Genomic DNA, 20,423 nt, shown 5'->3' with positions numbered 1-20,423 from the left:
CTTTTCTCACTTAACCCGGATAAACCGTAATAATGTCGCCGTCGTAACCCGCCCCACCGGCGAAGAGATATCCCGCAACATCCTGAATAATATTGAGCCCGATAAGATGGCGGCTGGCCGGTTTCGCATCGGCAATAAGCCGCTCCATCTCCTGATACATTTCCTCCGAAATGCCGGTTTCGAGGACGCCAATATCAAGCCGGAATGTGCCTGGCGGCTCGTTGTTTTCCCACCACTCGATAATGTTGATGACATAGCCGAGCGGCTCAACGACACGACGAACCGCGCCGATGGTGCCCTTGTGGCAGTGGATGAAATACGCGCTGCGGATCACATCGCGCTTCGTTTCCTCCGGCCACTTCTCATCCCACCGGTCGACCGAAAACGCCCAGGCCAGCCACGGCAGGAGCTGCACCGGGCAGGTGTCCGGATTCCACAGTCTGCGCAGCGGTATCGGGGTGTTTTCGATATCGGCACAGGCACGCGCCGCCGCCACCTCAAGCGGGGACGAGCCCACCGGCAACAGGCGCGACTCATTCATCAGAGCCCCCGATCACAATCTGATAATCCGTGCAGTAAGAGGCCTGGGTGCTGTCGAGCACAATGTCAGCGACCGGCGCGGCGAGCTCGACCCGCTGCACCCCCTCAACGTGCAGGGCGGCATAAATGGCGGATTTGCGGATATCGCGCCCGAGCCGGTGCTGCGCGGTGATGTATGCGCCGAGCTTTGCTTCGGCGGCGCTGCGCACCGGCTCACTTTCGGGGCCAGGGTAGAGATAAAGGGTGGCGTTAATCCGGTAATCGACAATGCTGGCCGACTGTACCGTCACGCGGTCAGCCACCGGCCTGACGTCCTCGTCGTTGAGTGCATTACGCACCACGGCAAGGAGTTCCTCAGAGGCCGCGCCGTTGCCCTCGCGGGATAGCACTGAGACCGTGACACAGGCCGGTTGCGGGCTGGTCACAGAGATATCAGCGACCCGCCCGTCAGCGCTGCGCCCGTGAAACTCATACGCGCCGACAGACCCGGCCACGCTAAGCCCTTCGAGCGCCTGCTGGATGCGCAGACGAAAATCGCTGTCGGATTCCAGCACCGCCGCCACGGGCGGGAATGCCTCTTCATCTGCCGGGGTGATCACCAGACGCGAGACGTTGTAATTCGCCCCGATCACATCAAGGTCGTTACCGGCAGCGAAGGCGAGCATGGTTGCGCGCGCGGCCTCGTTAACACGCTGACGCCAGATAACTTCCCGGTAAGCATTTTCCTCAAGAAATTTGGTCAATGGCTCTGACTCCAGCGCCAGCGTGCGCGCGATCGCCTCCTGCTGCTCTGCCGGAAACAGAGAAACCAGCGTCGCCTTACGCTCAGAGAGAATGTTTTCGTAATCGAGCTCCTCGACCACATCCGGGGCGGGGAGCTGGCTTAAATCAACAATCGGCATGGGTTAGCTCACAGGGACAGTTAACGAAAGGTTTTCGCCGGTGTTGGCAATCATGCCGGTCAGGCTGACCACCATACGGCCATCAAACAAACGCTCGGTCGTCACCGCGCTTAGCGTGATACGCGGCTCCCACTTCAGCACGGCGAAATAACAGGCCACTTTGATTTGCAGCTCAAGCGCCGGGGTCTGAGGCTGGTCAATCAGGGAAGACAACAGCGAGCCGTAATCACGGCGCATCACCCGCGATCCGACGGGCGTGCGCAGGATATCGCTGAGGCTCTGGCGTATATGCTCCGCGTCCGTCAGCGCCCTGCCGGTGCTGCGGCTCATACCGGTATAACGTGCGGTCATAGTGGCGCTCCGGTTGTTCCGCCGCTGTCGCCGGGGTGTTTATGGGTGTGCAGTACCTTGCCGTTAGAGGAGAGCGCGCCGCCGGTGTGCTCGATGTTGCCGCGCAGGGTGCCGCCCAGCTGCACTTCCAGCGAGCCGGTGATCAGCTTCCTGGTGCAGACCACTTCCGGCGTATCGAGCGTGATGCGCGAGGACGCTTTAACGGTCACCACAGGCACCGTCGCGGTCAGGGATTCAGAGGCGGTTACCGTGGCGGTTTTGATGCCGCTGACGGTCAGGGCGCTGGTTTTGGGTTCGTACTCAATTACCGCGCCATCGGGGAACGCAACATGCCACGCATCTGCTGAGGCTGACGGGGCGGGGTTGCCGTCGGAAAAAATGCCCGGCAGCACAAAGGCGGTATCGAGCTCGCCGCCCACGGCCAGAATCAGCACCTGCTCGCCGATGGAGGGTGCCCACCATGTGCGGGCGAGACCGGCGCGCTGCGTCAGCCACTGGAGCCAGTCGGTAACAATGCCGCCGGTCTGCACACGGCAGCGCCCGGTAATGAGATCGGTTTCGACCACAATGCCGGTGCGTACCATGTTGCGGAGTGCGCGGGCAAGTTCATTGATGTTTGCTGGTATGTTCATACGACAGAGAATGCCGCCGGGGTAAACCGGCGGCAATCAGAGGCAGTTAGCTCAGGAATGGCACAGCTCAGAGGGCTAGATGCTCAATAATGATGTTCTCGACGAGTGTGGTGTCTTCATCAGAAAAGCCCAGCAACGGGCGCGCCGGATACTGAACCTCGGCACTGTTGCGCTCTGGTTTATCTTTTAGCCCTAACTGGTGAACTCTGGCAATGCGCTTCACTTTGCCGGTGAATTCAACCACGGCAGATTTATCGTCGCCGCTGGCTTTCAGGTAACGGGCATTGCGGAGTTTCGCAAACATCGCGCGTTTAACCCGACCTTTCTTGTCCCTGATTCGCTGGGGTTTGCGCGGAGCATATGCGGTGCCGTCGGGCGCTTTCTGCGATTTAATGCGCTGCTGCTGACTCTGGCGCAGCCTCTTCGCAATATCCACAGCCAGACGGCGACGAGCGGCGGGTGACATCGCATCGAGCAGGCCTTTCAGCTTCTCCTCGAACGGCTTAAATTCACTCATCCCACTTACTCACCAGCTCGCCGTGCACATAAAGCTCGACCGGGCGCGTCACCGGCTCCGGTGGCGGCGGTTCGGGGATGTTCTCCACATGCAGCGCCGCGCCCACCTCCCTGACCAGCGTGCGCTCGGTCATTAAGAGGCTGATGCTGATATCGAAACTGCTGTCATTGTTGATATCCGCCTCAAAGGTAAAGCCCTTTTTCTGCCCGGTGTCGGTGCTGAGAATATCCGGCTGATGCTCGCGCAGCCATGCCAGCACCGGCACGAGGATCAGGTCAAAATCGCCGGTAAAATCGGTGACCACCACATTCAGGCTGTACTGCTTTTCAAAGGATAACGAGCTCGCCAGCGTGGCGGCGATATTACCGCCATCCACATACAGGCGCAGCATTTCCGGGTTTGTTGCCAGCACCGGCACGGCATCAGCCAGGGCTTTTCGCAGGCTCTCGGGTTTCAGCATCAATATCGTCCTGACAGTGTTTGATGGTTTCGACCTGGAGCGCGCAGTTTTCCAGCGCGCGCTCAAGGTTGCGTATGTCAGCGCTTAAGTCGCCGTTGGTCTGCGGATCACTTCCCGGCATCGGGCAGAGGCTGACTTTCGGGCAGGCGTTGTAAACAGTCACCGGCACTGGCGCAGGCGGCGCGGTGGTGCAACCGGCGCACAGCATCAGGCAGGTCAGCGCTGTACCAGCGGCGAAAGGCATCATTTTCATTGAGTAACCTCGTTATGGTCTGCTCGCGGCGGGCTTCCCGTACGCTGGCAGCGTCAAGTTTCTGGCGCAAATCCACCTGCGCACGTTCGTTTTTGTCCGCCCGGTCACGGGCGACACTGAGCTGAATTTTCAACATCCCGATCGTGTTTTTTTGCTCACCGGCAACCCGGTTTGCGCGCTCGAACGACCCGCGCAGCGTGTTGTTTTCCTGGCGCATCCACAGCAACCCGGTCACAGCCAGAACCAGCAAAATAATCAGTGTTTTCATTGCGCCCCCTTCAGGCAGTATTCGCGCTCGCGCTGTCGCCGGTTTTCGAGCCCGGTGATTTTCACGCCCCTGACATAGACCCAGCGCGGGAGCTGGTCACATGCCTGTTTCCATTTTTTCTCGTTTAGGAAATACACCAGTGTTGACCGGCACGCCGCGCCGGTGCCGACGTTAAAGGCAAAGCTGACCACGGCGTCATAAACGTGCTGAGGCATCTCAACCGGCGCACAGACCGCGAGACGGCGCTCGGTGCCGAGCACATCCGCGACAAGGTTTGTCGCCGCCTCCCGTTCGGTAATGTCACGCGCAGGCGTGACCCCGGCAGTGTGTCCGATGCCTGACGTCCACACCCCGGCGCTGCACTGGTAGGGACGCAGGCGACACCCCTCAAGGTCAGCCAGCAGGGCGAGACCGTCCTGCGAGGTGTGAAGCAGACGAAAATCCGGCACCAGTACCGCCAGTAACAGCACGGCGGCCACACTGCAACGCTTAACGACTGATGACATTACCGATCTCCTTACCGCTGAGGGGGCGTTGTCCGAGCTGAGCCAGAAGGGCATAACTTTTCCGGCGGTAATACCAGTTGACGCCCACCGTCAGCGCCACGCCGATCACACCGGCGTAAGCCGCGAAATCCTGCGGGGTGACCGCGCCAAACGCCGCCAGTGCGGCACTCAGCCAGTAGGCGATAAAGGAGGTAAAGCGTTCCATAGTCAGTCCCACAGGTTGACGGCCTCCGCGACAGGTGAAGTGTGAATGTCCGGCAACTCGACGGGTGTGCCGTGCGGCAGCACCGCCCCGAGTTCTGCCAGACCCGGATTAACCGCGAGGACGGTTTCGACGATGCCCGCCGTGCGCCCGTAATACCGGGCGCAGATAACATCGAGCGTGTCGCCCTGGTGCGCGATAGCTTTCATCAGATCTGCCCCACGATGCAGCGGGGTTTGTCCTGGATGCGTGCCACTGACCAGCGCATGTCCCGCCACAGCTCATCAACCGTGGTGTCGATGCTGTCGGCTTTCTTGTCACCACGGGCGCTCGCATCCACACCGCGATAACGCTCGTACAGCGTGGCGGTTGCCATCGCACACACGGCGCGCTCGTAATGGAAAACACGCACGCTTTCACCGTCTAGCGAGTCCGACGGCACATCCGCGAGGCGGGCAAACCCGGCCTTAATCTGGTTTTCACGCCAGTCGTAAAGCTCCGCGTTGGTCTCGGCGATGCCGGTTTTGATGGCGTTGCGCAGCCGTGCCGGGGCAATGGTCTGCTCAAGGCGCATCAGTTCGCGCACGCGCTTCGGGTCGATGGCGGGAAAGAAAAAGGTGTTTTCAATCACCGGCTCGCTGTCCGCGTTCGGCGGGATAACAACCGTCCTGCCCGGCTGCGGTACATCGTTTTTAATAATCAGCGTCGTCATGACTACCTCAGAAAGGGTGGGCGGTGGACGCCGGTCGCAGAAAGGGAAAATCCCTCATTGACCGGCGTGCCGCCCTGGCGCGGGGCGCATTCTTTTAACCGGTGACCTTGCGCGGGCGACCCCGCCCACGCTTCACCGGCGTCGTTGTTTTTTTTGCTTGTGCAGCTTTCGCGGGCGCTTTCGGCGCGGGCTTTGCGGCGGCGGGCTTCGGATTCAGTTCCCGCGTGAGGCGCTCAATGTCTTTCCTCACTCCGGCATTGCGGTCGAGCTGTACGGCACGCTGCAAATGGGTCATCGCGTCATTAAGCTGACCCGCATCACGCAGCGTCAGGCCGGTGACTTTATGCAGGCGCGCACGCACCTCATCAGGCATATCCGACTGCGCCGTCAGACTGAGGGTCTCAAGCAGGATCGCCGCACTCACCGGCTGACCCGCATCGCGGGCGCGCAGAGCAGCGAGCGCCACCTCTTCGGCCAGCATGTAAGGCACGGTGCGGGCGTGTTTCTCCGGCATCGAGAGGCTGTAGCGCAGGGCGTAGCGGGCGATTTCCAGCGCGCCGGGGAGATCACCGGCATCGAGACGCCACAGCATCACCGTCACCAGAATGTCATCCTGCGCACCGGTGCCGTTTTCCAGTACGGCAGTTACCCACGGCAGATAAAACGGCAGCAGGTCGCGTTTTTTCTCTGCCTTGAGCTCTTTCGAGTGGATTTCTTTCAGCGTTCTGCGGTCTGCGGCCAGCTTGACGAGCATCTGCTCGTAAGGCGTGGCATGACGCAGCGGGGCGTTATCCCGCTGCGCGGCCTTCATGGCCGAGACCCGCATCATGTGGCGCTGCGCGGGGCTCAACATGGTTTACGCTCCTTCGCCGGTAGAGGAGGTGGCAGGGGCGTCACCGGATGCAATTGCTTTCATGGCTTTCGCCAGTTCCTGCGCAAACACCATCGTCGAGTCCGCTTCCGGCGTCTCTTTCTCTTCCGGCTCAAGGATTTCGATGTTCTCGATCAGGCACCCGGCTTCGTAATCCTCGATAACGAAATCGACTTTAACCTGCTCGTAGTTTTCCACCTGGTCGAGCTGCGGGTTTTCGATGAGGTGGCGGCGGTGTCCGTCCTCATACAGATAGATAGAGAGGTTATCCAGCGTGGTGATCAGAATGGCGTTAGCCGGGAAGAACGGCGCGCGCACCGCCTGCAAATGGCCGATAGTCTTCTGGCCGATAATCAGCTCACCGGCGAGCTGCTCGCTGTTGGGCTGGAATTTGTTGATCATCGGGAAATATTTGTCGGTCAGAATGCGGCGACCACAAATAACGACCATATCCGGGTTTTCGCGGTGGATTTCAGCAATCAGTGACTCTTGCGCATCCATAACCAGCGCATCGAGATTTTTGTAGTATCCCTTTTTACCCACGGTGACTTTTTCAGCAAGGATTTTCCCGGCCTCATCTGTAACGTTATGCATTACGCGCTCGGGCGCGTCGTTGCGGTATTTCTGCAACCAGCCCACCGCCACATCCTGAAGAAGCGGATTCTTCTGGCGGTCAGAGGTTGCCGCACGGCTTACGCCGTTAAAGCCGATGGTGATGTAGTCCAGCGCCTGACGTTTGACGATCGCGTCGCGGATGCGGGTCTGGAAGTCCTGAAAGCGCGCCCACAAATCAAGCTTGTTATATTTCAGGTGGTAATCGAAGTTCACCGGCTTGCAGAAATAGCGATAGGCATCCATCTTCGAAAAATCGGCGGTCTGGCGCTTCACACCGTTGTCGGTGTCAGCGGTGCTGGCAATGGTGCCGTTAACATCAATGCCGACTTTCTCCTCGGTCAGCTCGCGCACCACCACCATGTTGATCTGTTGCAGAAAGGAGGACGACTGCTGGATTTTTTCAAACAGCGTCTGCGTCACTGACGGCTCAACGCTGAATTTTTTATTCAGGTCTTCAACCCCGATGCCGTTGATCTCGGCAAGGCGGGTCAGGTACTGATTAAACTTGAAACGTGTCTCTTTGCGCATGGTATTTTCCTGTTATGAAATTGGTCGGATTAGCAGTCGGTCAGGGTGACGGATGCCCCTTCGCCGCCGGTGCTGAGCGTGCGGCGCGGCTGCGTCCCGTCCGGTGTTTTGTCCAGGGTGGCGGTGATCGCACTGAGCTTCGCGCCGGTAGTGGTTGCCTGGTCAGTCAGGCGCTGATTCAGCGTGGCGATTTCGCTTTCGAGAGATGAAAAGCGCGTCTCAGCGCTGTCGGTGCTGGTCTGCACACGCTCGGCGATGGTGGTTACCGCTTCATGCACGTCGCTGAAACGCGCGTCGTCGCTGGTCTGTTTGCGGCTGAAAATGGATTTAACCGAGTCGGTCAGTTTGTTAAGGAGGGTGTCGGGCACGTCCTCAAACTCCAGTTCGGCAAGGGAGGCGACAGAGAAGAGATTCTCCGGGTTCATCTTGAATCGCTGTAGCGGGTTATGTTTCGCCTTGCTGCAGAACTCCAGATACTCCGTGCCGAGGCTTGCCGGGTCATCAGTGACGGCCAGACCGACCAGATAGCACTTGCCGCTGTTGGCAAAGTTCGGCTGAATTTCCATGGAGGTGTAAACCTTCTGGCCTTTCGCCACCATATCGACCAGGGTGTCGAGCGGCGCGATTTTGCCAAACAGCGCCAGTTTGCCGTTAAGCGCGGAGTCGTCCTCGATTGTCTCTGCTTTCAGCTCGATCACATCGCCGTAACGGGCAAGCGCGCCATCCGGCAGAAGCCCGCGCAGATGCTCAAGGTTGATGCGGCAACCGTAAACGCGCGGGTCGAATGAATCGGCCATTTCCTGAATATCCGTCGCGCTGATTACACGCCCGTCGCAGGTGTCGCCCTCTACGCCGATACGAAAGAATTTTGATACTTTTTTTGCCATCGTCAGGAGTCCTGATTGTGTGAAGGATTGCGTTTTGTCGGGGGGTAGTTTCCCGGCTCGTCCGCTGGTTCGCCATCAGTCACAGATGGCTTGCCGCCTGCACATCAGCCCCTTAGCGAATCGCTGCCCGCGCTTCAGTAGCCTTACCCTGTACTGATTACGGCGAGGCACGCATGACCATAACCACCGACACCACTCTCCTGAACGACCCGCGACGGCAGGCCGCGCTGCTTTACTGGCAGGGGTTTTCCGTGCCGCAAATCGCGGAGATGTTGCAGACCAAACGCCCGACGGTGCAGAGCTGGAAACAGCGCGACGGATGGGACGAGACCGCCCCGCTGGACCGGGTGGGGAACACGCTTGAGGCGCGCCTGATTCAGCTTTACGCCAAGCCCGAGCTGACCGCGCATGATTTCAAGGTTGCTGATTTTCTCGCGCGCCAGCTGGAGCGCCTCGCCCGCATCAACCGTTACGGCCAGACCGGCAACGAGGCGGATCTCAATCCAAACGTGGCGAACCGCAACAAGGGCGAGCGTAAGAAGCCGAAAAAGAACTATTTCAGCGAGGAGGCGATCGGGAAATTACAGGAGATTTTTTTCGACCAGTCATTTGAGTATCAGCTCAACTGGCACAGGGCGGGGCTTGAGCACCGTATTCGCCATATCCTGAAATCCCGCCAGATTGGCGCGACATTTTATTTTGCCCGCGAGGCGCTGCTGCGCGCGCTTACCACCGGCCAGAACCAGATATTTTTATCGGCATCGAAAACACAGGCGTATGTGTTCCGTAAATACATCATCGCGTTTGCGAGGCTGGTTGATGTTGACCTGAGCGGCGACCCGATTGTCATCGGCAACAACGGCGCAGAGCTGTTATTCCTCGGCACTAACAGCAATACCGCGCAGAGCCATAACGGCGACCTGTATGTCGACGAGATTTTCTGGATCCCCAACTTCCAGAAATTACGCAAAGTTGCCTCGGGCATGGCCTCACAAAAACACCTGCGCACGACCTATTTTTCGACCCCGTCCTCACTCGGTCACGGTGCTTACCCGTTCTGGTCAGGCGACCTGTTTAACCGCGGGCGCGCCAGCGCCAGCGAGCGGGTCGAGATTGATATCAGCCACGCCGCACTCGCGCGAGGTGTGGCATGCGCCGACGGTCAGTGGCGGCAGATTGTCACCATCGAGGACGCACTCGCCGGGGGCTGTACCCTGTTTGACCTGGACACGCTGCGCCGCGAAAACAGCGCGGACGACTTCCGCAACCTCTTTATGTGCGAGTTTGTCGATGACAAGGCGTCGGTATTCCCGTTCGAGGAGCTGCAACGCTGCATGGTCGACAGCATGGAGGAATGGGAGGACTACACGCCGTTTGCTGACCGGCCATTCGGGCATCGCGTGGTGTGGATTGGTTACGACCCGTCGCACCGGGGCGACAGCGCCGGGTGCGTGGTTATCGCGCCGCCGGTGGTTGCCGGGGGCAAGTTCCGCATACTGGAGCGCCATCAGTGGAAAGGCATGGACTTTGCCACCCAGGCCGAGTCCATCCGCGCCCTGACGCAGAAATATAACGTGGAATACATCGGCATCGACTCGACCGGGCTCGGTCAGGGCGTGTTCCAGCTTGTGCGCTCGTTCTACCCGGCGGCGCGCGATATCCGCTACACCCCGGAAATGAAAACCGCCATGGTGCTCAAGGCAAAAGACACCATCACGCGCGGTTGCCTGGAGTATGACGTCAGCGCAACCGACATCACGCAGTCGTTTATGTCGATTCGCAAAACCATGACCAGCAGCGGGCGCAGCGCCACCTACGAGGCCAGCCGCACCGAGGAAGCCAGCCACGCGGATTTAGCCTGGGCAACCATGCACGTACTGATTAACGAACCGCTGACCGCCGCAACCGGCCAGCCGTCATCCTCCATTCTGGACTTCAACTGATGAGCAAAAATAAAAAGAAATACACACCGAAACCGCGCCAGCAGACCGCCGCACCTGCGCAGAGTATGGAGGCATTTACCTTCGGCGAGCCGGTGCCGGTGCTGGATAAGCGCGACATTCTGGATTACGTGGAGTGCATCGATAACGGTCAGTGGTACGAGCCGCCGGTCAGCTTCTCCGGACTGGCGAAAAGCATGCGCGCCGCCGTTCACCACAGCTCGCCGATTTACGTAAAGCGTAATATCTTAGCCTCAACGTTTATTCCTCATCCCTTACTTTCACAACAAGATTTCAGTAGGTTTGTGTTAGATTTTCTCGTTTTTGGTAATGCATTTATAGAGAAACACTTCAGTGTTTCAGGGAAAATTCTAAATCTTCAAACCTCACCGGCCAAATACACGCGACGTGGGGTAAAAGACGATACTTACTGGTATATTCAGAATTTCACAAAGCCACACCAGTTTGCGCCCGGTTCGGTGTTTCATCTTTTGGAGCCAGACATTAACCAGGAGCTTTACGGAATGCCCGAATACCTGAGCGCACTTAACTCGGCGTGGCTGAACGAGAGCGCAACGTTGTTTCGCCGCAAGTATTACCAGAACGGGGCGCACGCTGGCTACATCATGTACGTCACCGACGCGGCGCAAAGCAGTACTGACGTTGAAGCACTGCGCAAGGCAATGCGCGATTCGAAAGGGCTCGGCAATTTCAAAAACCTTTTTTTCTACGCGCCGAACGGAAAGGCCGACGGCATTAAAATTGTGCCGTTGAGTGAGGTCGCCACAAAAGACGATTTTTTTAACATTAAGAAGGTCAGTGCGGCCGACCTGCTCGATGCCCACCGCATCCCGTTTCAGCTAATGGGTGGCAAGCCTGAGAATGCGGGCTCGATCGGAGATGTTGAAAAGGTTGCAAAAGTTTTTGTCCGTAATGAGTTAGCTCCATTACAAAACCGCTTTAAAGAATTGAACAACTTTCTTGGAGTTGAAGTAATAAAATTCAGCGATTACAATCTTGATTAGTGAATATAAATGGCGCGACCATTACGCGCCATTTTTTTGAGTTAAATTGTAGGTATTTTATCTTTGTATTGATTTTGTATGCTACGACAAATCCCTTGTTTGTAATTACGCAAAGAATACTCAAAAAAAATCCTTGCCAAATTTATAATGAATTTATTGTTATTTATTAGTTTGATGATCTTATCATCAGAAGTTGTTAGGTTATAATCGTCAGATAAAATTTCCTTAGTGATTAAGTTTAATTTTGAATTTGTTTTTTCTTCAAAGCACCATGCATCACCTTTAAATTGATAGTTAACCTCACCTCTAATTTCTGCTGGATTAAACTTTGCATCATTGACGGCAATGAATTTTCCATGTGATATTAATTCAATTTCCAATGCTGAATACTCTACCGTGTCTTTACTACACTCGCCAATGAGTGCTTTAACTATTTTTATCCAAATTGCCCATGCGTCCTTGTGGGAACCTCCACCTTTCTCCGCTTTTTTTATAATCGTAATTTCTTTACAATCTTGTGAGAACTCTAAGGTAGACAAGCCAGAACGTATTGAATCAGTATTAACCACAGATGAGAGTTTTATTTTTCTTAATGCTTTTTCGTCAATATTGGTCAGGCTAAACCCAGCTATTCTCATAAGATAATGAACAGAATAATAAGCGGCATAATAATGCTCGACTACTTGCCATGCCAAGTTATGCTGCTGAGATTGCCGAGATCTTTCAAGTGAAATCATAGCGGCTAGAAAAAATTTATGCGCTTCACCTGAAATATACTTCCCGAATTTAACATCATCCAACATTAGCAAATCAATCAATTGTGGCCTTGCTGGCTGGGCTGAAGTGGTTGCAGTCGGCTTGATTTTCTCAGACGCAGGAGAAAAATCCTTAACTATGAAGTCAAGATTATCTAAATTTTCGCTAAATTTAGTCACACTTTTTTTCCGTGCGCCAGCTACTAATTCTCTTGCTGAAAAGGAAAATAAGCGAAGCAATTTATCATTGTTGCTCATATAGTTAAATTAAGTTTCAATAGTTTTTTGTCAAGCATTTCAATGGATTTACCCGTTGTCCTGCTATTTAATATGCTTTCAGCGTTATTATCAATACTTCTATTTAAGTAACGCTTGTGCTCACTAATTAGTGTGAGTTTTTCTGGCGCACTATCAGAAATAACTGTAATTATCGCTTTGCTATGTCCAATTAATATTTTGAAAGATGTGGGCTTGGTTATGATGACATTAAAATCCAATGAGTAGTGTTGCATCAAATCTTTTGCGGCATATAAATAAGCATTGATTATTTCGTAAAGCTTTTCTGGGTTGTCGATATTAAAAGTTTTGATCAAAGGCTTGAATGCCTCGTAGAATGTCACTTTAGATAATTTCGACCGTTGTTTTTCAAAGCGTGAAAGCTTGTTTTTTAGACAGCTGTCATTTTGTTGTTCGAATAATGTGAAAATTACATCAAGCAGTGCTTCTTCGCTGGTTTCAGTAGCAGCCAACTTTTTAATGTCAAGTAGTAACTCTTTTGGGACTGGCTTTTGAAGCGTATTGACATCAATAAATATTTTCGCTTCTTGAATCGGTGTGAGATCAGTAAAAATAACAACAGGAACTCGGAGTTTTATTTCATCCAAGCCCATTTCACTTAACTTGCGGAAACCATAAACGCGATGCTGACCATCAATGATCAAGAAAGACGTAACATCAACATTGAAACCAAGTGTTTTATTTTTACTAACATATTCAAAGCCTGCTTTTGATTGAGCAGAAAGAATGATGCTTGAAGGAATAACATGACCTTTACGAATATATTCAGCAATACTTAATGCTCTTTTTTCATCTAAAGAGCGCTGAAAACCTGAGACAGGGTCCTGATCCCTTGGATTCGTTGAGCAACATGCGGCAACAACATCAATTGGTAAAGTAAGTGTATAAAATTTATGCTGGCCTTGTGTTACCAAAGAGGCGCTAAAGTATTCTCGTTCTGCCATAACCTTTCCTAGTTTTAGGGATTTCGATATTCAACATTGTTAATCGATTTACTAGATAAAAACAAGTTGTGAAAATCATTAGCGCGCAGTGCTTTCCCCGCCTCGCCTGCCCGCTTCACGTGTCGGTTCTCATGCAGTTGCATTGGGTCACCAGATCCTTGCCAGCGCTGGCGCTGCCCATGCTCAAAAAAATAACCTTCCGCATGCGAAATAATGCGCCTCATGCATGCGAGCGGGTTTAGTCAAGCCAAGGCGCTATTAACGGGTTTTGATCAACCACTGGAACGGGATAAATAACGGTAGATTTTTTTCGTTAAGAATATGGCAAGCACACCGAGTAAAGCAGAAGTTAAACCAAGAAAAATCAGCACTGAGAGAATATGGCTAAAGATCCCACCTAGGCTTGTGAAGTCGCTCAACCGCGCGAACTGCTCAGGTGTCAGCACACGTATCACTACTTCCGGAATAGTTAGAAAGAAAATAATTACAACTAAAACATAAATTACTCTTCTACCACCTTTTTTCATGATCTTCCTTGCTCCCTCTGACGATGATGATCAATTATTGATGGGTAATGTTACAACAAGGAGAATAGCAATGGCAGAAGGTTACGCCAAAATGCAGGCGAAGGCACAAAGAAACTTAGCTATCGCATTAACAAGAGCATTGCGGGAGATCAACAATACAACCAAGAGCACGATTGAAAGTGTGAGGCTCGGCTCTGAACGTATGATTAATTATGGTTCATGTTTGGTGCCCGATGAATACTACCGGAACACATGCCGTGAGCTCATTAATGAGGATCGCCGACTCGCACTGTCCCTTGCCGAAATTTACAATCGAAATGATGTTGCTCTGGATATGGTCGAGATTTATTTCAGGAAAACTCTTAAAAGACTCGGTGAGCAAAAGACCATAAGCCTCGTGGAATACCTCAAGAAAGCTGTAGGTGATAAGGCTTATGAATATGCTGAGAAATCCAGTAAACTTGCCATCTCCCTAACTATTGCAAAGTTGATACTCAGTAGCGGCGATTTTCATGAATCACATGTAAGAATGGTCAGTAGATTATCCTCGATGTTTGTTAATGGTGCTGTTATCTATTCTAAAGCTCAAATAGCCTCGATGGCTGCGAACAAACTCAAGTTTCAGGATGCGGCTTATTATCAAGCTCTCTATAAAGAAAATCTTGAGATGCTTTATTTTCTTATTGAACCACAAATGACAAAAATAATATATCAAATTGAATCTGGCGGGAATAATGAGGAGATAATTGGTGATGCTTTATATGAGTTATTAAAGAAATGAAGAAGCCTGCATTATGGTTTCTTCAGTCATATATTTATTTAATCCCTCTTGCATTCATAGGTGTAGGTGCTTATCTATTTGCGCGATTCATACCTGACTATTTTGGGGTTTTAACTTTTTTATGGATTATTATAGTCACTTATCTTAATGTGAAATATAACCGATGGTTCTGAACGCAAGCAAGAAAGCTGTTGATTTATAAGAGCTTTCTTGCTTGCCCTAGTCAATATAATGACAATTTTAATAAGAGTTAGAGGGGCTGTAATTCACTCTTATCTTCAATAAAGGGCGCGGCGAGATTTATTGCATAACGTTTCGTTAATACGATTTTTTTCTAGTAGTTTTAGATGGAACATTATTACCCTATTAAAGCAGACGAAAATTTCTCTTGCATCATCTGTAGAGATAATAAACGATTCGCCATTGATGTTTGGAATATTTAAGTTCATAGATAGTTCATCGAATGCCTCAGAGTTTTTTTTATTTCTGTGCATTTCTTTAATTCTATTTACTTGCTCTTGATTTACCATTTCTACGCAAATCAAATATTGATTAGATAATATTTCGCCAGTTTTTTCGAAGTAAACACCCTTGGCAAGCCAGATTCCATATTGGTAAATCTGCCTTCCATTCAAAGGTATTTTTATGCTCCAGCCTTTTGGCGAAGAGGTTTTGCTACGTTCTACTGTTATGAATCGATAGTCACCTTTATTAACTTTTTCTTCATACTCTACTTTGGCCTCATTACGACTCTGCACATTGTCACCGGCCATACGACATAACAGTCCTAATACTTCATCTATTTTGCCTTTTGTACCATTGCATTTTCTACAAGCATGATAATCTCCTTGCCCATTATTTCTTACTATTGAAACAGAGACTTGAGGAATCATATGCTCAACAGAGCGCCCATCATCATGATTTGCAATACGGTTCATTAAAACACCGCAATATACGCAATACTTGCTAGCTCGCATTTTGATGGGATCTCCCGCTAAATTAATCGTTGAATTTTTTATTTTCCATCATTGACGAAGTAAAGCCTAAATACGCAGACTTAAACAATAACTTCACTTTAAATCGCCATTGTAGGATTAATTTTTTGTTTTATTACCCCACAAACCAGCTTTTACAAGTTGGTTCCATACGCTTTTCATATGTTGTCCGGTATTTTGATTAACAAACAAAGAAGAGCGAGCACCGTGCGGAGCACCTAAAATCTGTGTTTTCATATTATCCCAGCTTTCATTAAATTCTGACCATCTCCAGGCTGGGACTTCTCTCTCAAGCATTAAGCCAAGCGCAGCTTGTAGACGAATAGTTCCATCATCTTCTAATCCATCGAACCATTTGCATCTAATTAACAGTGGTGTAGCCTGAGGATCATAAAAGACAATGTCTTCCACTGTATCAATAGTTATATGAACTATTTCTCCGTCATACAGGTTTCCACTAAAATCTTCAATAGATTTAATTAACTTATCTGCCGCGTGGTTAAACGGGCAGGTTAAGATTCCGTTCGTCATGTATATTGTATGGTCGAGTTCTTTAAAGCTAGGAGAATAATCAGGGATTCCGGAGGAAAATTTACTCGGGTCTGACTCCATCAAAAAAGGGTGCCAAGCAGGGTATTCATCAATCACCGGCCCACATTCAGAAACTATTTTTTCTAATTTCGCACGAACCTGTGCCCTTTCATCAGAGCTGGCACCGTGTGGTGTTAAACGTCTACAAGCTCTTTCGAATCCACTTTGCATACTTTCATCAGAACGAAACATAACTATTCCTCATAATCTATTATTTATATGCATAGATTATCATTTTCATGCAAGCGATCAAGTTTTTATGTTTTTTTGATTTTAATTAATTATTTCAAATGGATATAGATAAAAATAAATTCAAAAGAGCGATAGGTTAGGATCATCTTCTTGGGTTAGAACCTCCATGTACCTTGCCTCTGCTGAATTCACTGCGATCATAAATTGCATACCCTCAATAAGAGAAACTGGTCTTTCTATGCCGAAAATGAAGGCATCCGTATAGGTTCGACCGACCCAAAACCCGCCGCCGTATTCTCTCAGACGCTGGAAAAAAACCCAGCCACCATCGACAAATCGTGGCAGGCTTTCGCCACGTTTAACTACCTGATAATTACTATCTTTAACGCCCATAATTTTCTCCTGTCGCCTCGCTATGCTCGTTGCCCAATCCTGCAACACGATAAACAAGTTATCATGTTGCCGGGTTAATAATCTCAGCTTACCTTCTTAGTATTTTCAGCATCGTCCAAACATAAGTTATTCAGCATTATAAAAAATATCTTCTTCTCTTTTGCTATGTTCGTCATTAGCTAATTCAGCAATAAGAGCAAGTGCAAGCTTTAAGTCTGCCGGGCGGCAATCTGCATTTATTGCCACATCAGCGATGAATTGTACAAAAGACCATTTCAGCTCTGCCCGGCTGCTTTGCTCACTAAACATCAAACCCCCACAAAATCCTTTACTGTATGCATATACAGTATGCATGTAATCTCAAAAATTGTGAAGAAAAATTAACAATTCAATAATTCTCTAGGCACTTGAAATAGCATATTAATTCGTATTGATGCTGTTACGAGCTAATGAGTTGAAGCGTCCTAATATCTTTTTTGAGCGTTCGTTATGCGCAGGTGACGCAGGGAAAATGTCCCCATTAACAGATCCACGATACCACTTGCCACCGATTCGACTTTTTCCGTGCGCTATGAGGTGCAGCGCCTCGCCTCGATTCAAAGTGATCCCGGTTAATAGTTGAATCTCGTCAATTGTTCTGGCTATCGCTCCTTCTTGCTCTGCCGTCCCGTGTGTAAAGTGGCGGTGAACACTGGTTTTTTTGCCCTTTAAACGGTTCGTTAGCTGGCGTCGCTCATAACGGTTCAGGGGGTTAGATAAGTTCAGTACCGGTGGATCGCTTTCGCCTCCCGTACAGTTATTGACAGAACTCCGAGAGGGCGCGGCCGCGCCCTTAAGGTCAACATCCAAATCAACGGCACGCTTCGGAACAATTTTCCACTGCGTGAGGCGGGTCAGAACAGGGGAGGCAGCGCCGACCGTTGCGTCGTAGACGCCACGAATGCAGACAGTCTCCTCACCGTACTGGTTAAACTCAGCGCGTGGCTCGTAAAGCGTGCGCACCTGCAAATCGTCACGACGCACAAACGCGCCGCCCTGCGCATTGACATAGCCTGCCCAGTCACCTGCATCAGCGGCATCATGTACCGCTGCAAATTCGACACTCAGACCGTGGGCGGTCTCGGTATCAGCCAGACGCCGTAATTCACGGTATACGGTCACCGGTGCGCCACCGATAAACTGAAACTGACGAATGTGCCAGCGAGCTGCCCAGGCAGAAACTGCGGGAGCCGTCTCTTTCAGTAGCTCACCGCTTTCATCGTCTTTCTCACTGTCGAGAGCGTAACCATCAATATTTTTTGAGATGTATTTAGCAATATACCCCGTTGCGCTTCCCTTCTCCGGATCGATGGCTTCAGCATGAAAACGTGCTTTTTTCGCCTTGTCACTCCTGAGCTCACTTTCATCTTCCTGCCATGCATAATCACGGATGACCTTACGCACGCGCTCAACATCTTCCGGCAGCATAAACATCAGCATGTGCCAGTGCGGGGTGGCGTCGTGGTGTGGTTCCGCGACGCGGATGCCAAATATGCGGATATCTTCCCGATGGAGTTTTGCGCGGATGCGCGCCCAGAGTGAGGTTAAATAGCCCTGAGTGTCGGAGGGGCTCGCGCCGTTCCACTTATGGTTACGGTAGCCCGCTTTTGTTGTGGCGTGATATTTCGACGGCGCGGTCAGCGTGTAGAACTCACCCACATAGCCCAGCTCGTTGCAGATATTTTCAAAGCCACGGATGCGGGTCATCAGCTCGCAGCGGCGAATGGCCGGATTAGCCACCGAGCCGTCATATTTATCGATGAGGCTGATGCGGTTCCCGTCTTCGTCCTCAAGCTCCAGCCCTTTCAAAAATTCGCGGGTGCGGCGCTTCTGCTCGCGCCAGTCAGTCACGCAGTTTTTACTCGCGTAAACATGCTTTTTCTTGCTGACGTTACCGACGGCAATTTGCAGATGTTCACGCCATGCAGCTGCGACCCGGCGCAACCGGCCACGCCACCACGTTTCGTTAAACATGCGCATGACAGCCGGGGCGATTTCGTCCTGGCCTGCGTATTTTTTTGTCACGCGCTCCCAGTGGGGCGGCGTTACGTTGAACTGCAACGCAATCATTCCGGCGCGCATATACCAGCGATACAGCGTTTTAAGCTCACCGGCTTCGGTGTCGTCATTGTCTGCCAGTTCTGAGCGGATAAAATTGGCGATATCAGCCGACAGCAGATCGATATCGGCTTTCGACATATCCGGGAGCCGGTTGTAACGCGCGACCATATTGACCAGACGCGACGCCATATACTGCTGATCTTTTGTGTCGAAATGTCCGTTGAATACAGCGGCAGAAACGTCGCTCCTGATGCCGGAGGCCTGGTATTTTCTTGCGACCAGTTCAAGGCGCGGCAATGCTTTTTTGCAGAAGCTGATTAAAAAGGCATTGGCTCGCTGACTGTCGTGATGTTGCTCCAGCGTGGAAGCAGTGCGTATCACGTCATAGCGCACGCATTCAGGCTGGAGGGATAACGCTTTGCGCGCATGCAGCAACGCCGCAATCATGCGATCGCGGCGATGCTGTTCTGAATAGGTCAGATAAGGGCTGGCTATTGCTGAGCGAGGAGCATTCCAGGCGTAAGCGTAAGAAATTGCCACTTACACGCCCCGGTAATGTCTGGTTTTGAGCTCTGCTATCTGCTGGCAGGTCACGCAGAGTACGACGCCGTGTATCGCCATACGGCGGGCTTTCGGGATTGGTGCGTCGCAATCCTCGCAGGTAAAACGGGAAGGTGCAGAGATACGGCTGCGCGCGATGCTGATAAGGCGCTCGCGTTCTTCCTGCTCGCGTTGCTGAATGAGATCCATTGCATCGGCCATTAGTGGATCTCCATAGCCTGATGGCGATAAATTTCGCTTTCCTGCAACAACAGTTCCAGCGCTTCGTTAATGTCGAGTTGGTTGGTTTTAATATGGTTAGCAAGGTTAACCATACGGCTTGCCATAACTTCCGCACGCGCACGGCGCTCTTGCATCCGCGCGTCCCTCAGCAGCTGGTTAAGGCCAGACTTATCAAGTGTGGTTTTAGTGGTACGAGTAGTGGTATTACACATAATTGACTCTCCTGATTGCGGGCAATAAGAAGCCCGGCGGGTTTACGCCATTAATTTCGGGTTTATTTATTTAGCTAAGATGCATTCATGAATTGAAAATCGGCGTGGCAGGATGCTTCCCCAACGTGCGATTTCATTCATAGCGATAATTATCATTTTGCGGCGGTTAACATCGAAATATTCAAACGGTTTGCCGATCTCCTCAGTACGAAATGCGCAGGGATTAGCGCGATTAGCAAGCGTCATAACGACGAATTTAAAATTGTCATCAAGTTTATTAAAATTACGCAGCGCACGATTCTCAGTCATTTTTAATTTCTGATGAAAGCGGGCGAGGCATTCTTCGCCGCTCATTGCCTGCGGCTCTGCCTTTGTGCAATCAGAATTGTTAAATAACTTTGTCGCCGGAATATTTCCAGCAGTGCTATTTAATCCGTTCATTTTGACCTCTTAATAATTCTCAGCAAAATTTCAACCGCTGACGGTTTGCGCTTCGTCTGTAAACTATTTAACAGTTCTGACTGACCATGTGATGGGTGCCAGCGCTTACCGTTTTTTCCTGAGATCCAGCCATGCCCGTAATGCATGGAAGGACTTTTCTTAATCAGGAGGGACGCGAACGACGGTTCATTACTCATCATCGC

The 20,423-nt window shown here is 51.3% G+C and carries 30 protein-coding genes; 3 read left to right on the top strand and 27 right to left on the bottom strand.

Translation table 11 applies throughout. The features are described 5' to 3' along the window. Nucleotides 1-10: 10 nt before the first annotated feature. The 15 genes from IAE50_RS15075 to IAE50_RS15010 all read right to left on the bottom strand — a co-directional run bounded on the left by IAE50_RS15075 (nt 11) and on the right by IAE50_RS15010 (nt 8,244). A complete protein-coding gene (locus tag IAE50_RS15075) occupies nt 11-541 on the bottom strand; it encodes a phage tail protein I (protein WP_042715552.1) in 531 nt (176 codons plus the stop codon). Further along, nucleotides 534-1,442 carry a baseplate assembly protein gene (locus IAE50_RS15070; RefSeq protein ID WP_200580622.1) on the bottom strand — a complete coding sequence of 303 codons (909 nt, stop codon included), beginning with the start codon at nt 1,440-1,442 and terminating at the stop codon, nt 534-536. Before IAE50_RS15070 ends, IAE50_RS15075 begins: the two co-directional genes overlap by 8 nt. Nucleotides 1,443-1,445: 3 nt before the next feature. Further along, nucleotides 1,446-1,793: a GPW/gp25 family protein gene (locus tag IAE50_RS15065; protein WP_133294983.1), complete on the bottom strand. Its 348-nt coding sequence runs from the start codon at nt 1,791-1,793 to the stop codon at nt 1,446-1,448. Continuing rightward, complete coding sequence (locus IAE50_RS15060) at nt 1,790-2,425, bottom strand: phage baseplate assembly protein V (RefSeq protein WP_200580621.1); 636 nt, start codon at nt 2,423-2,425, stop codon at nt 1,790-1,792. The genes IAE50_RS15065 and IAE50_RS15060 overlap by 4 nt, the downstream gene beginning before the upstream one ends. Nucleotides 2,426-2,492: 67 nt before the next feature. Then, nucleotides 2,493-2,942, bottom strand: coding sequence for a phage virion morphogenesis protein (locus IAE50_RS15055; protein WP_200580620.1), 450 nt, complete (start codon nt 2,940-2,942; stop codon nt 2,493-2,495). Continuing rightward, a complete protein-coding gene (locus IAE50_RS15050) occupies nt 2,935-3,402 on the bottom strand; it encodes a phage tail protein (RefSeq protein ID WP_042715542.1) in 468 nt (155 codons plus the stop codon). The genes IAE50_RS15055 and IAE50_RS15050 overlap by 8 nt, the downstream gene beginning before the upstream one ends. Further along, nucleotides 3,365-3,610: an Rz1-like lysis system protein LysC gene (gene lysC, locus IAE50_RS26035; RefSeq protein WP_234467196.1), complete on the bottom strand. Its 246-nt coding sequence runs from the start codon at nt 3,608-3,610 to the stop codon at nt 3,365-3,367. Before lysC ends, IAE50_RS15050 begins: the two co-directional genes overlap by 38 nt. Next, a complete protein-coding gene (lysB, locus tag IAE50_RS15045) occupies nt 3,510-3,923 on the bottom strand; it encodes an Rz-like lysis system protein LysB (protein WP_200580619.1) in 414 nt (137 codons plus the stop codon). The genes lysC and lysB overlap by 101 nt, the downstream gene beginning before the upstream one ends. After that, a complete protein-coding gene (locus IAE50_RS15040; protein WP_200580618.1) occupies nt 3,920-4,429 on the bottom strand; it encodes a lysozyme in 510 nt (169 codons plus the stop codon). Before IAE50_RS15040 ends, lysB begins: the two co-directional genes overlap by 4 nt. Further along, the gene (locus IAE50_RS15035) at nt 4,413-4,634 is read right to left on the bottom strand and encodes an HP1 family phage holin (protein ID WP_234467195.1); all 222 of its coding nucleotides are present in this window, start codon (nt 4,632-4,634) and stop codon (nt 4,413-4,415) included. Before IAE50_RS15035 ends, IAE50_RS15040 begins: the two co-directional genes overlap by 17 nt. Nucleotides 4,635-4,636: 2 nt before the next feature. Next, the gene (locus IAE50_RS15030) at nt 4,637-4,840 is read right to left on the bottom strand and encodes a tail protein X (protein ID WP_042715534.1); all 204 of its coding nucleotides are present in this window, start codon (nt 4,838-4,840) and stop codon (nt 4,637-4,639) included. After that, nucleotides 4,840-5,343: a head completion/stabilization protein gene (locus IAE50_RS15025; RefSeq protein ID WP_200580616.1), complete on the bottom strand. Its 504-nt coding sequence runs from the start codon at nt 5,341-5,343 to the stop codon at nt 4,840-4,842. Before IAE50_RS15025 ends, IAE50_RS15030 begins: the two co-directional genes overlap by 1 nt. A 94-nt stretch (nt 5,344-5,437) precedes the next feature. After that, nucleotides 5,438-6,196, bottom strand: a complete 759-nt coding sequence (locus tag IAE50_RS15020; protein ID WP_200580615.1) for a terminase endonuclease subunit — start codon at nt 6,194-6,196, stop codon at nt 5,438-5,440. Nucleotides 6,197-6,199: 3 nt separating this feature from the next. Continuing rightward, the gene (locus IAE50_RS15015; RefSeq protein WP_200580614.1) at nt 6,200-7,357 is read right to left on the bottom strand and encodes a phage major capsid protein, P2 family; all 1,158 of its coding nucleotides are present in this window, start codon (nt 7,355-7,357) and stop codon (nt 6,200-6,202) included. A 29-nt stretch (nt 7,358-7,386) separates the two neighbouring features. Then, entirely contained in the window at nt 7,387-8,244 is an 858-nt protein-coding gene (locus IAE50_RS15010; protein ID WP_200580613.1) for a GPO family capsid scaffolding protein, read from the bottom strand. 173 nt (nt 8,245-8,417) lie between these two features. Between IAE50_RS15010 and IAE50_RS15005 the strand changes: the two genes are divergently transcribed. Then, entirely contained in the window at nt 8,418-10,187 is a 1,770-nt protein-coding gene (locus tag IAE50_RS15005) for a terminase ATPase subunit family protein (RefSeq protein ID WP_200580612.1), read from the top strand. Continuing rightward, a complete protein-coding gene (locus IAE50_RS15000) occupies nt 10,187-11,209 on the top strand; it encodes a phage portal protein (protein WP_200580611.1) in 1,023 nt (340 codons plus the stop codon). The genes IAE50_RS15005 and IAE50_RS15000 overlap by 1 nt, the downstream gene beginning before the upstream one ends. 41 nt (nt 11,210-11,250) lie before the next feature. Here IAE50_RS15000 and IAE50_RS14995 read toward each other — a convergent pair whose 3' ends face one another. From IAE50_RS14995 to IAE50_RS14985, 3 genes are all read right to left on the bottom strand, one after another. Next, nucleotides 11,251-12,222, bottom strand: coding sequence for a hypothetical protein (locus tag IAE50_RS14995; protein ID WP_200580610.1), 972 nt, complete (start codon nt 12,220-12,222; stop codon nt 11,251-11,253). Next, nucleotides 12,219-13,205 carry a DGQHR domain-containing protein gene (locus IAE50_RS14990; RefSeq protein WP_200580609.1) on the bottom strand — a complete coding sequence of 329 codons (987 nt, stop codon included), beginning with the start codon at nt 13,203-13,205 and terminating at the stop codon, nt 12,219-12,221. Before IAE50_RS14990 ends, IAE50_RS14995 begins: the two co-directional genes overlap by 4 nt. Before the next feature lie 272 nt (nt 13,206-13,477). Then, nucleotides 13,478-13,732 (bottom strand): hypothetical protein, encoded by a 255-nt coding sequence (locus IAE50_RS14985; RefSeq protein WP_200580608.1) that lies wholly within the window; start codon nt 13,730-13,732, stop codon nt 13,478-13,480. 70 nt (nt 13,733-13,802) lie between these two features. Between IAE50_RS14985 and IAE50_RS14980 the strand changes: the two genes are divergently transcribed. Then, nucleotides 13,803-14,513: a hypothetical protein gene (locus IAE50_RS14980; RefSeq protein WP_200580607.1), complete on the top strand. Its 711-nt coding sequence runs from the start codon at nt 13,803-13,805 to the stop codon at nt 14,511-14,513. A gap of 278 nt (nt 14,514-14,791) precedes the next feature. Here the strand turns inward: IAE50_RS14980 and IAE50_RS14975 are convergent, their stop codons facing one another. The 9 genes from IAE50_RS14975 to IAE50_RS14935 all read right to left on the bottom strand — a co-directional run bounded on the left by IAE50_RS14975 (nt 14,792) and on the right by IAE50_RS14935 (nt 20,420). Further along, nucleotides 14,792-15,451 (bottom strand): hypothetical protein, encoded by a 660-nt coding sequence (locus tag IAE50_RS14975; RefSeq protein ID WP_234467194.1) that lies wholly within the window; start codon nt 15,449-15,451, stop codon nt 14,792-14,794. 156 nt (nt 15,452-15,607) lie between these two features. Then, nucleotides 15,608-16,291, bottom strand: coding sequence for a hypothetical protein (locus tag IAE50_RS14970; RefSeq protein ID WP_200580605.1), 684 nt, complete (start codon nt 16,289-16,291; stop codon nt 15,608-15,610). Nucleotides 16,292-16,411: 120 nt separating this feature from the next. After that, on the bottom strand, nt 16,412-16,684 hold the full coding sequence (locus tag IAE50_RS14965; protein WP_200580604.1) for a hypothetical protein: 273 nt from the start codon (nt 16,682-16,684) through the stop codon (nt 16,412-16,414). 126 nt (nt 16,685-16,810) lie between these two features. Next, nucleotides 16,811-16,993, bottom strand: a complete 183-nt coding sequence (locus IAE50_RS14960) for a hypothetical protein (protein ID WP_200580603.1) — start codon at nt 16,991-16,993, stop codon at nt 16,811-16,813. A gap of 111 nt (nt 16,994-17,104) precedes the next feature. After that, nucleotides 17,105-19,324: a replication endonuclease gene (locus tag IAE50_RS14955; protein ID WP_200580602.1), complete on the bottom strand. Its 2,220-nt coding sequence runs from the start codon at nt 19,322-19,324 to the stop codon at nt 17,105-17,107. After that, nucleotides 19,325-19,546, bottom strand: a complete 222-nt coding sequence (locus IAE50_RS14950) for a TraR/DksA C4-type zinc finger protein (protein ID WP_200580601.1) — start codon at nt 19,544-19,546, stop codon at nt 19,325-19,327. It abuts the gene before it with no gap. Next, on the bottom strand, nt 19,546-19,779 hold the full coding sequence (locus tag IAE50_RS14945) for a DUF2732 family protein (RefSeq protein WP_200580600.1): 234 nt from the start codon (nt 19,777-19,779) through the stop codon (nt 19,546-19,548). The genes IAE50_RS14950 and IAE50_RS14945 overlap by 1 nt, the downstream gene beginning before the upstream one ends. Nucleotides 19,780-19,845: 66 nt before the next feature. After that, nucleotides 19,846-20,220: a hypothetical protein gene (locus IAE50_RS14940; RefSeq protein ID WP_042715509.1), complete on the bottom strand. Its 375-nt coding sequence runs from the start codon at nt 20,218-20,220 to the stop codon at nt 19,846-19,848. After that, nucleotides 20,217-20,420 (bottom strand): phage filamentation protein Fil family protein, encoded by a 204-nt coding sequence (locus IAE50_RS14935; RefSeq protein WP_200580599.1) that lies wholly within the window; start codon nt 20,418-20,420, stop codon nt 20,217-20,219. Before IAE50_RS14935 ends, IAE50_RS14940 begins: the two co-directional genes overlap by 4 nt. Between the last annotated feature and the right edge of the window lie 3 nt (nt 20,421-20,423).

This window comes from Kosakonia sp. S42 (assembly GCF_016624785.1).
In the GTDB taxonomy this organism is placed as follows: Bacteria; Pseudomonadota; Gammaproteobacteria; order Enterobacterales; family Enterobacteriaceae; genus Kosakonia; species Kosakonia cowanii.
This window is presented reverse-complemented; position numbering and strand designations above follow the sequence as displayed.

What these genes read in the sequence shown, in the direction of transcription:
- IAE50_RS14950 (WP_200580601.1), bottom strand. Translation starts at nt 19,546, where the DNA reads ATGGCCGATGCAATGGATCTCATTCAGCAACGCGAGCAGGAAGAACGC.
- IAE50_RS14985 (WP_200580608.1), bottom strand. Translation starts at nt 13,732, where the DNA reads ATGAAAAAAGGTGGTAGAAGAGTAATTTATGTTTTAGTTGTAATTATT.
- IAE50_RS14970 (WP_200580605.1), bottom strand. Translation starts at nt 16,291, where the DNA reads ATGTTTCGTTCTGATGAAAGTATGCAAAGTGGATTCGAAAGAGCTTGT.
- IAE50_RS14965 (WP_200580604.1), bottom strand. Translation starts at nt 16,684, where the DNA reads ATGGGCGTTAAAGATAGTAATTATCAGGTAGTTAAACGTGGCGAAAGC.
- IAE50_RS14940 (WP_042715509.1), bottom strand. Translation starts at nt 20,220, where the DNA reads ATGAACGGATTAAATAGCACTGCTGGAAATATTCCGGCGACAAAGTTA.
- IAE50_RS15075 (WP_042715552.1), bottom strand. Translation starts at nt 541, where the DNA reads ATGAATGAGTCGCGCCTGTTGCCGGTGGGCTCGTCCCCGCTTGAGGTG.
- IAE50_RS15015 (WP_200580614.1), bottom strand. Translation starts at nt 7,357, where the DNA reads ATGCGCAAAGAGACACGTTTCAAGTTTAATCAGTACCTGACCCGCCTT.
- lysB (WP_200580619.1), bottom strand. Translation starts at nt 3,923, where the DNA reads ATGAAAACACTGATTATTTTGCTGGTTCTGGCTGTGACCGGGTTGCTG.
- IAE50_RS14960 (WP_200580603.1), bottom strand. Translation starts at nt 16,993, where the DNA reads ATGTTTAGTGAGCAAAGCAGCCGGGCAGAGCTGAAATGGTCTTTTGTA.
- lysC (WP_234467196.1), bottom strand. Translation starts at nt 3,610, where the DNA reads ATGCTGTGCGCCGGTTGCACCACCGCGCCGCCTGCGCCAGTGCCGGTG.
- IAE50_RS15005 (WP_200580612.1), top strand. Translation starts at nt 8,418, where the DNA reads ATGACCATAACCACCGACACCACTCTCCTGAACGACCCGCGACGGCAG.
- IAE50_RS14975 (WP_234467194.1), bottom strand. Translation starts at nt 15,451, where the DNA reads ATGAACCGTATTGCAAATCATGATGATGGGCGCTCTGTTGAGCATATG.
- IAE50_RS14990 (WP_200580609.1), bottom strand. Translation starts at nt 13,205, where the DNA reads ATGGCAGAACGAGAATACTTTAGCGCCTCTTTGGTAACACAAGGCCAG.
- IAE50_RS15040 (WP_200580618.1), bottom strand. Translation starts at nt 4,429, where the DNA reads ATGTCATCAGTCGTTAAGCGTTGCAGTGTGGCCGCCGTGCTGTTACTG.
- IAE50_RS15035 (WP_234467195.1), bottom strand. Translation starts at nt 4,634, where the DNA reads ATGGAACGCTTTACCTCCTTTATCGCCTACTGGCTGAGTGCCGCACTG.
- IAE50_RS14935 (WP_200580599.1), bottom strand. Translation starts at nt 20,420, where the DNA reads ATGATGAGTAATGAACCGTCGTTCGCGTCCCTCCTGATTAAGAAAAGT.
- IAE50_RS14945 (WP_200580600.1), bottom strand. Translation starts at nt 19,779, where the DNA reads ATGTGTAATACCACTACTCGTACCACTAAAACCACACTTGATAAGTCT.
- IAE50_RS15010 (WP_200580613.1), bottom strand. Translation starts at nt 8,244, where the DNA reads ATGGCAAAAAAAGTATCAAAATTCTTTCGTATCGGCGTAGAGGGCGAC.
- IAE50_RS15025 (WP_200580616.1), bottom strand. Translation starts at nt 5,343, where the DNA reads ATGACGACGCTGATTATTAAAAACGATGTACCGCAGCCGGGCAGGACG.
- IAE50_RS15060 (WP_200580621.1), bottom strand. Translation starts at nt 2,425, where the DNA reads ATGAACATACCAGCAAACATCAATGAACTTGCCCGCGCACTCCGCAAC.
- IAE50_RS15070 (WP_200580622.1), bottom strand. Translation starts at nt 1,442, where the DNA reads ATGCCGATTGTTGATTTAAGCCAGCTCCCCGCCCCGGATGTGGTCGAG.
- IAE50_RS15030 (WP_042715534.1), bottom strand. Translation starts at nt 4,840, where the DNA reads ATGAAAGCTATCGCGCACCAGGGCGACACGCTCGATGTTATCTGCGCC.
- IAE50_RS15065 (WP_133294983.1), bottom strand. Translation starts at nt 1,793, where the DNA reads ATGACCGCACGTTATACCGGTATGAGCCGCAGCACCGGCAGGGCGCTG.
- IAE50_RS15000 (WP_200580611.1), top strand. Translation starts at nt 10,187, where the DNA reads ATGAGCAAAAATAAAAAGAAATACACACCGAAACCGCGCCAGCAGACC.
- IAE50_RS15020 (WP_200580615.1), bottom strand. Translation starts at nt 6,196, where the DNA reads ATGTTGAGCCCCGCGCAGCGCCACATGATGCGGGTCTCGGCCATGAAG.
- IAE50_RS14980 (WP_200580607.1), top strand. Translation starts at nt 13,803, where the DNA reads ATGGCAGAAGGTTACGCCAAAATGCAGGCGAAGGCACAAAGAAACTTA.
- IAE50_RS14995 (WP_200580610.1), bottom strand. Translation starts at nt 12,222, where the DNA reads ATGAGCAACAATGATAAATTGCTTCGCTTATTTTCCTTTTCAGCAAGA.
- IAE50_RS15055 (WP_200580620.1), bottom strand. Translation starts at nt 2,942, where the DNA reads ATGAGTGAATTTAAGCCGTTCGAGGAGAAGCTGAAAGGCCTGCTCGAT.
- IAE50_RS15050 (WP_042715542.1), bottom strand. Translation starts at nt 3,402, where the DNA reads ATGCTGAAACCCGAGAGCCTGCGAAAAGCCCTGGCTGATGCCGTGCCG.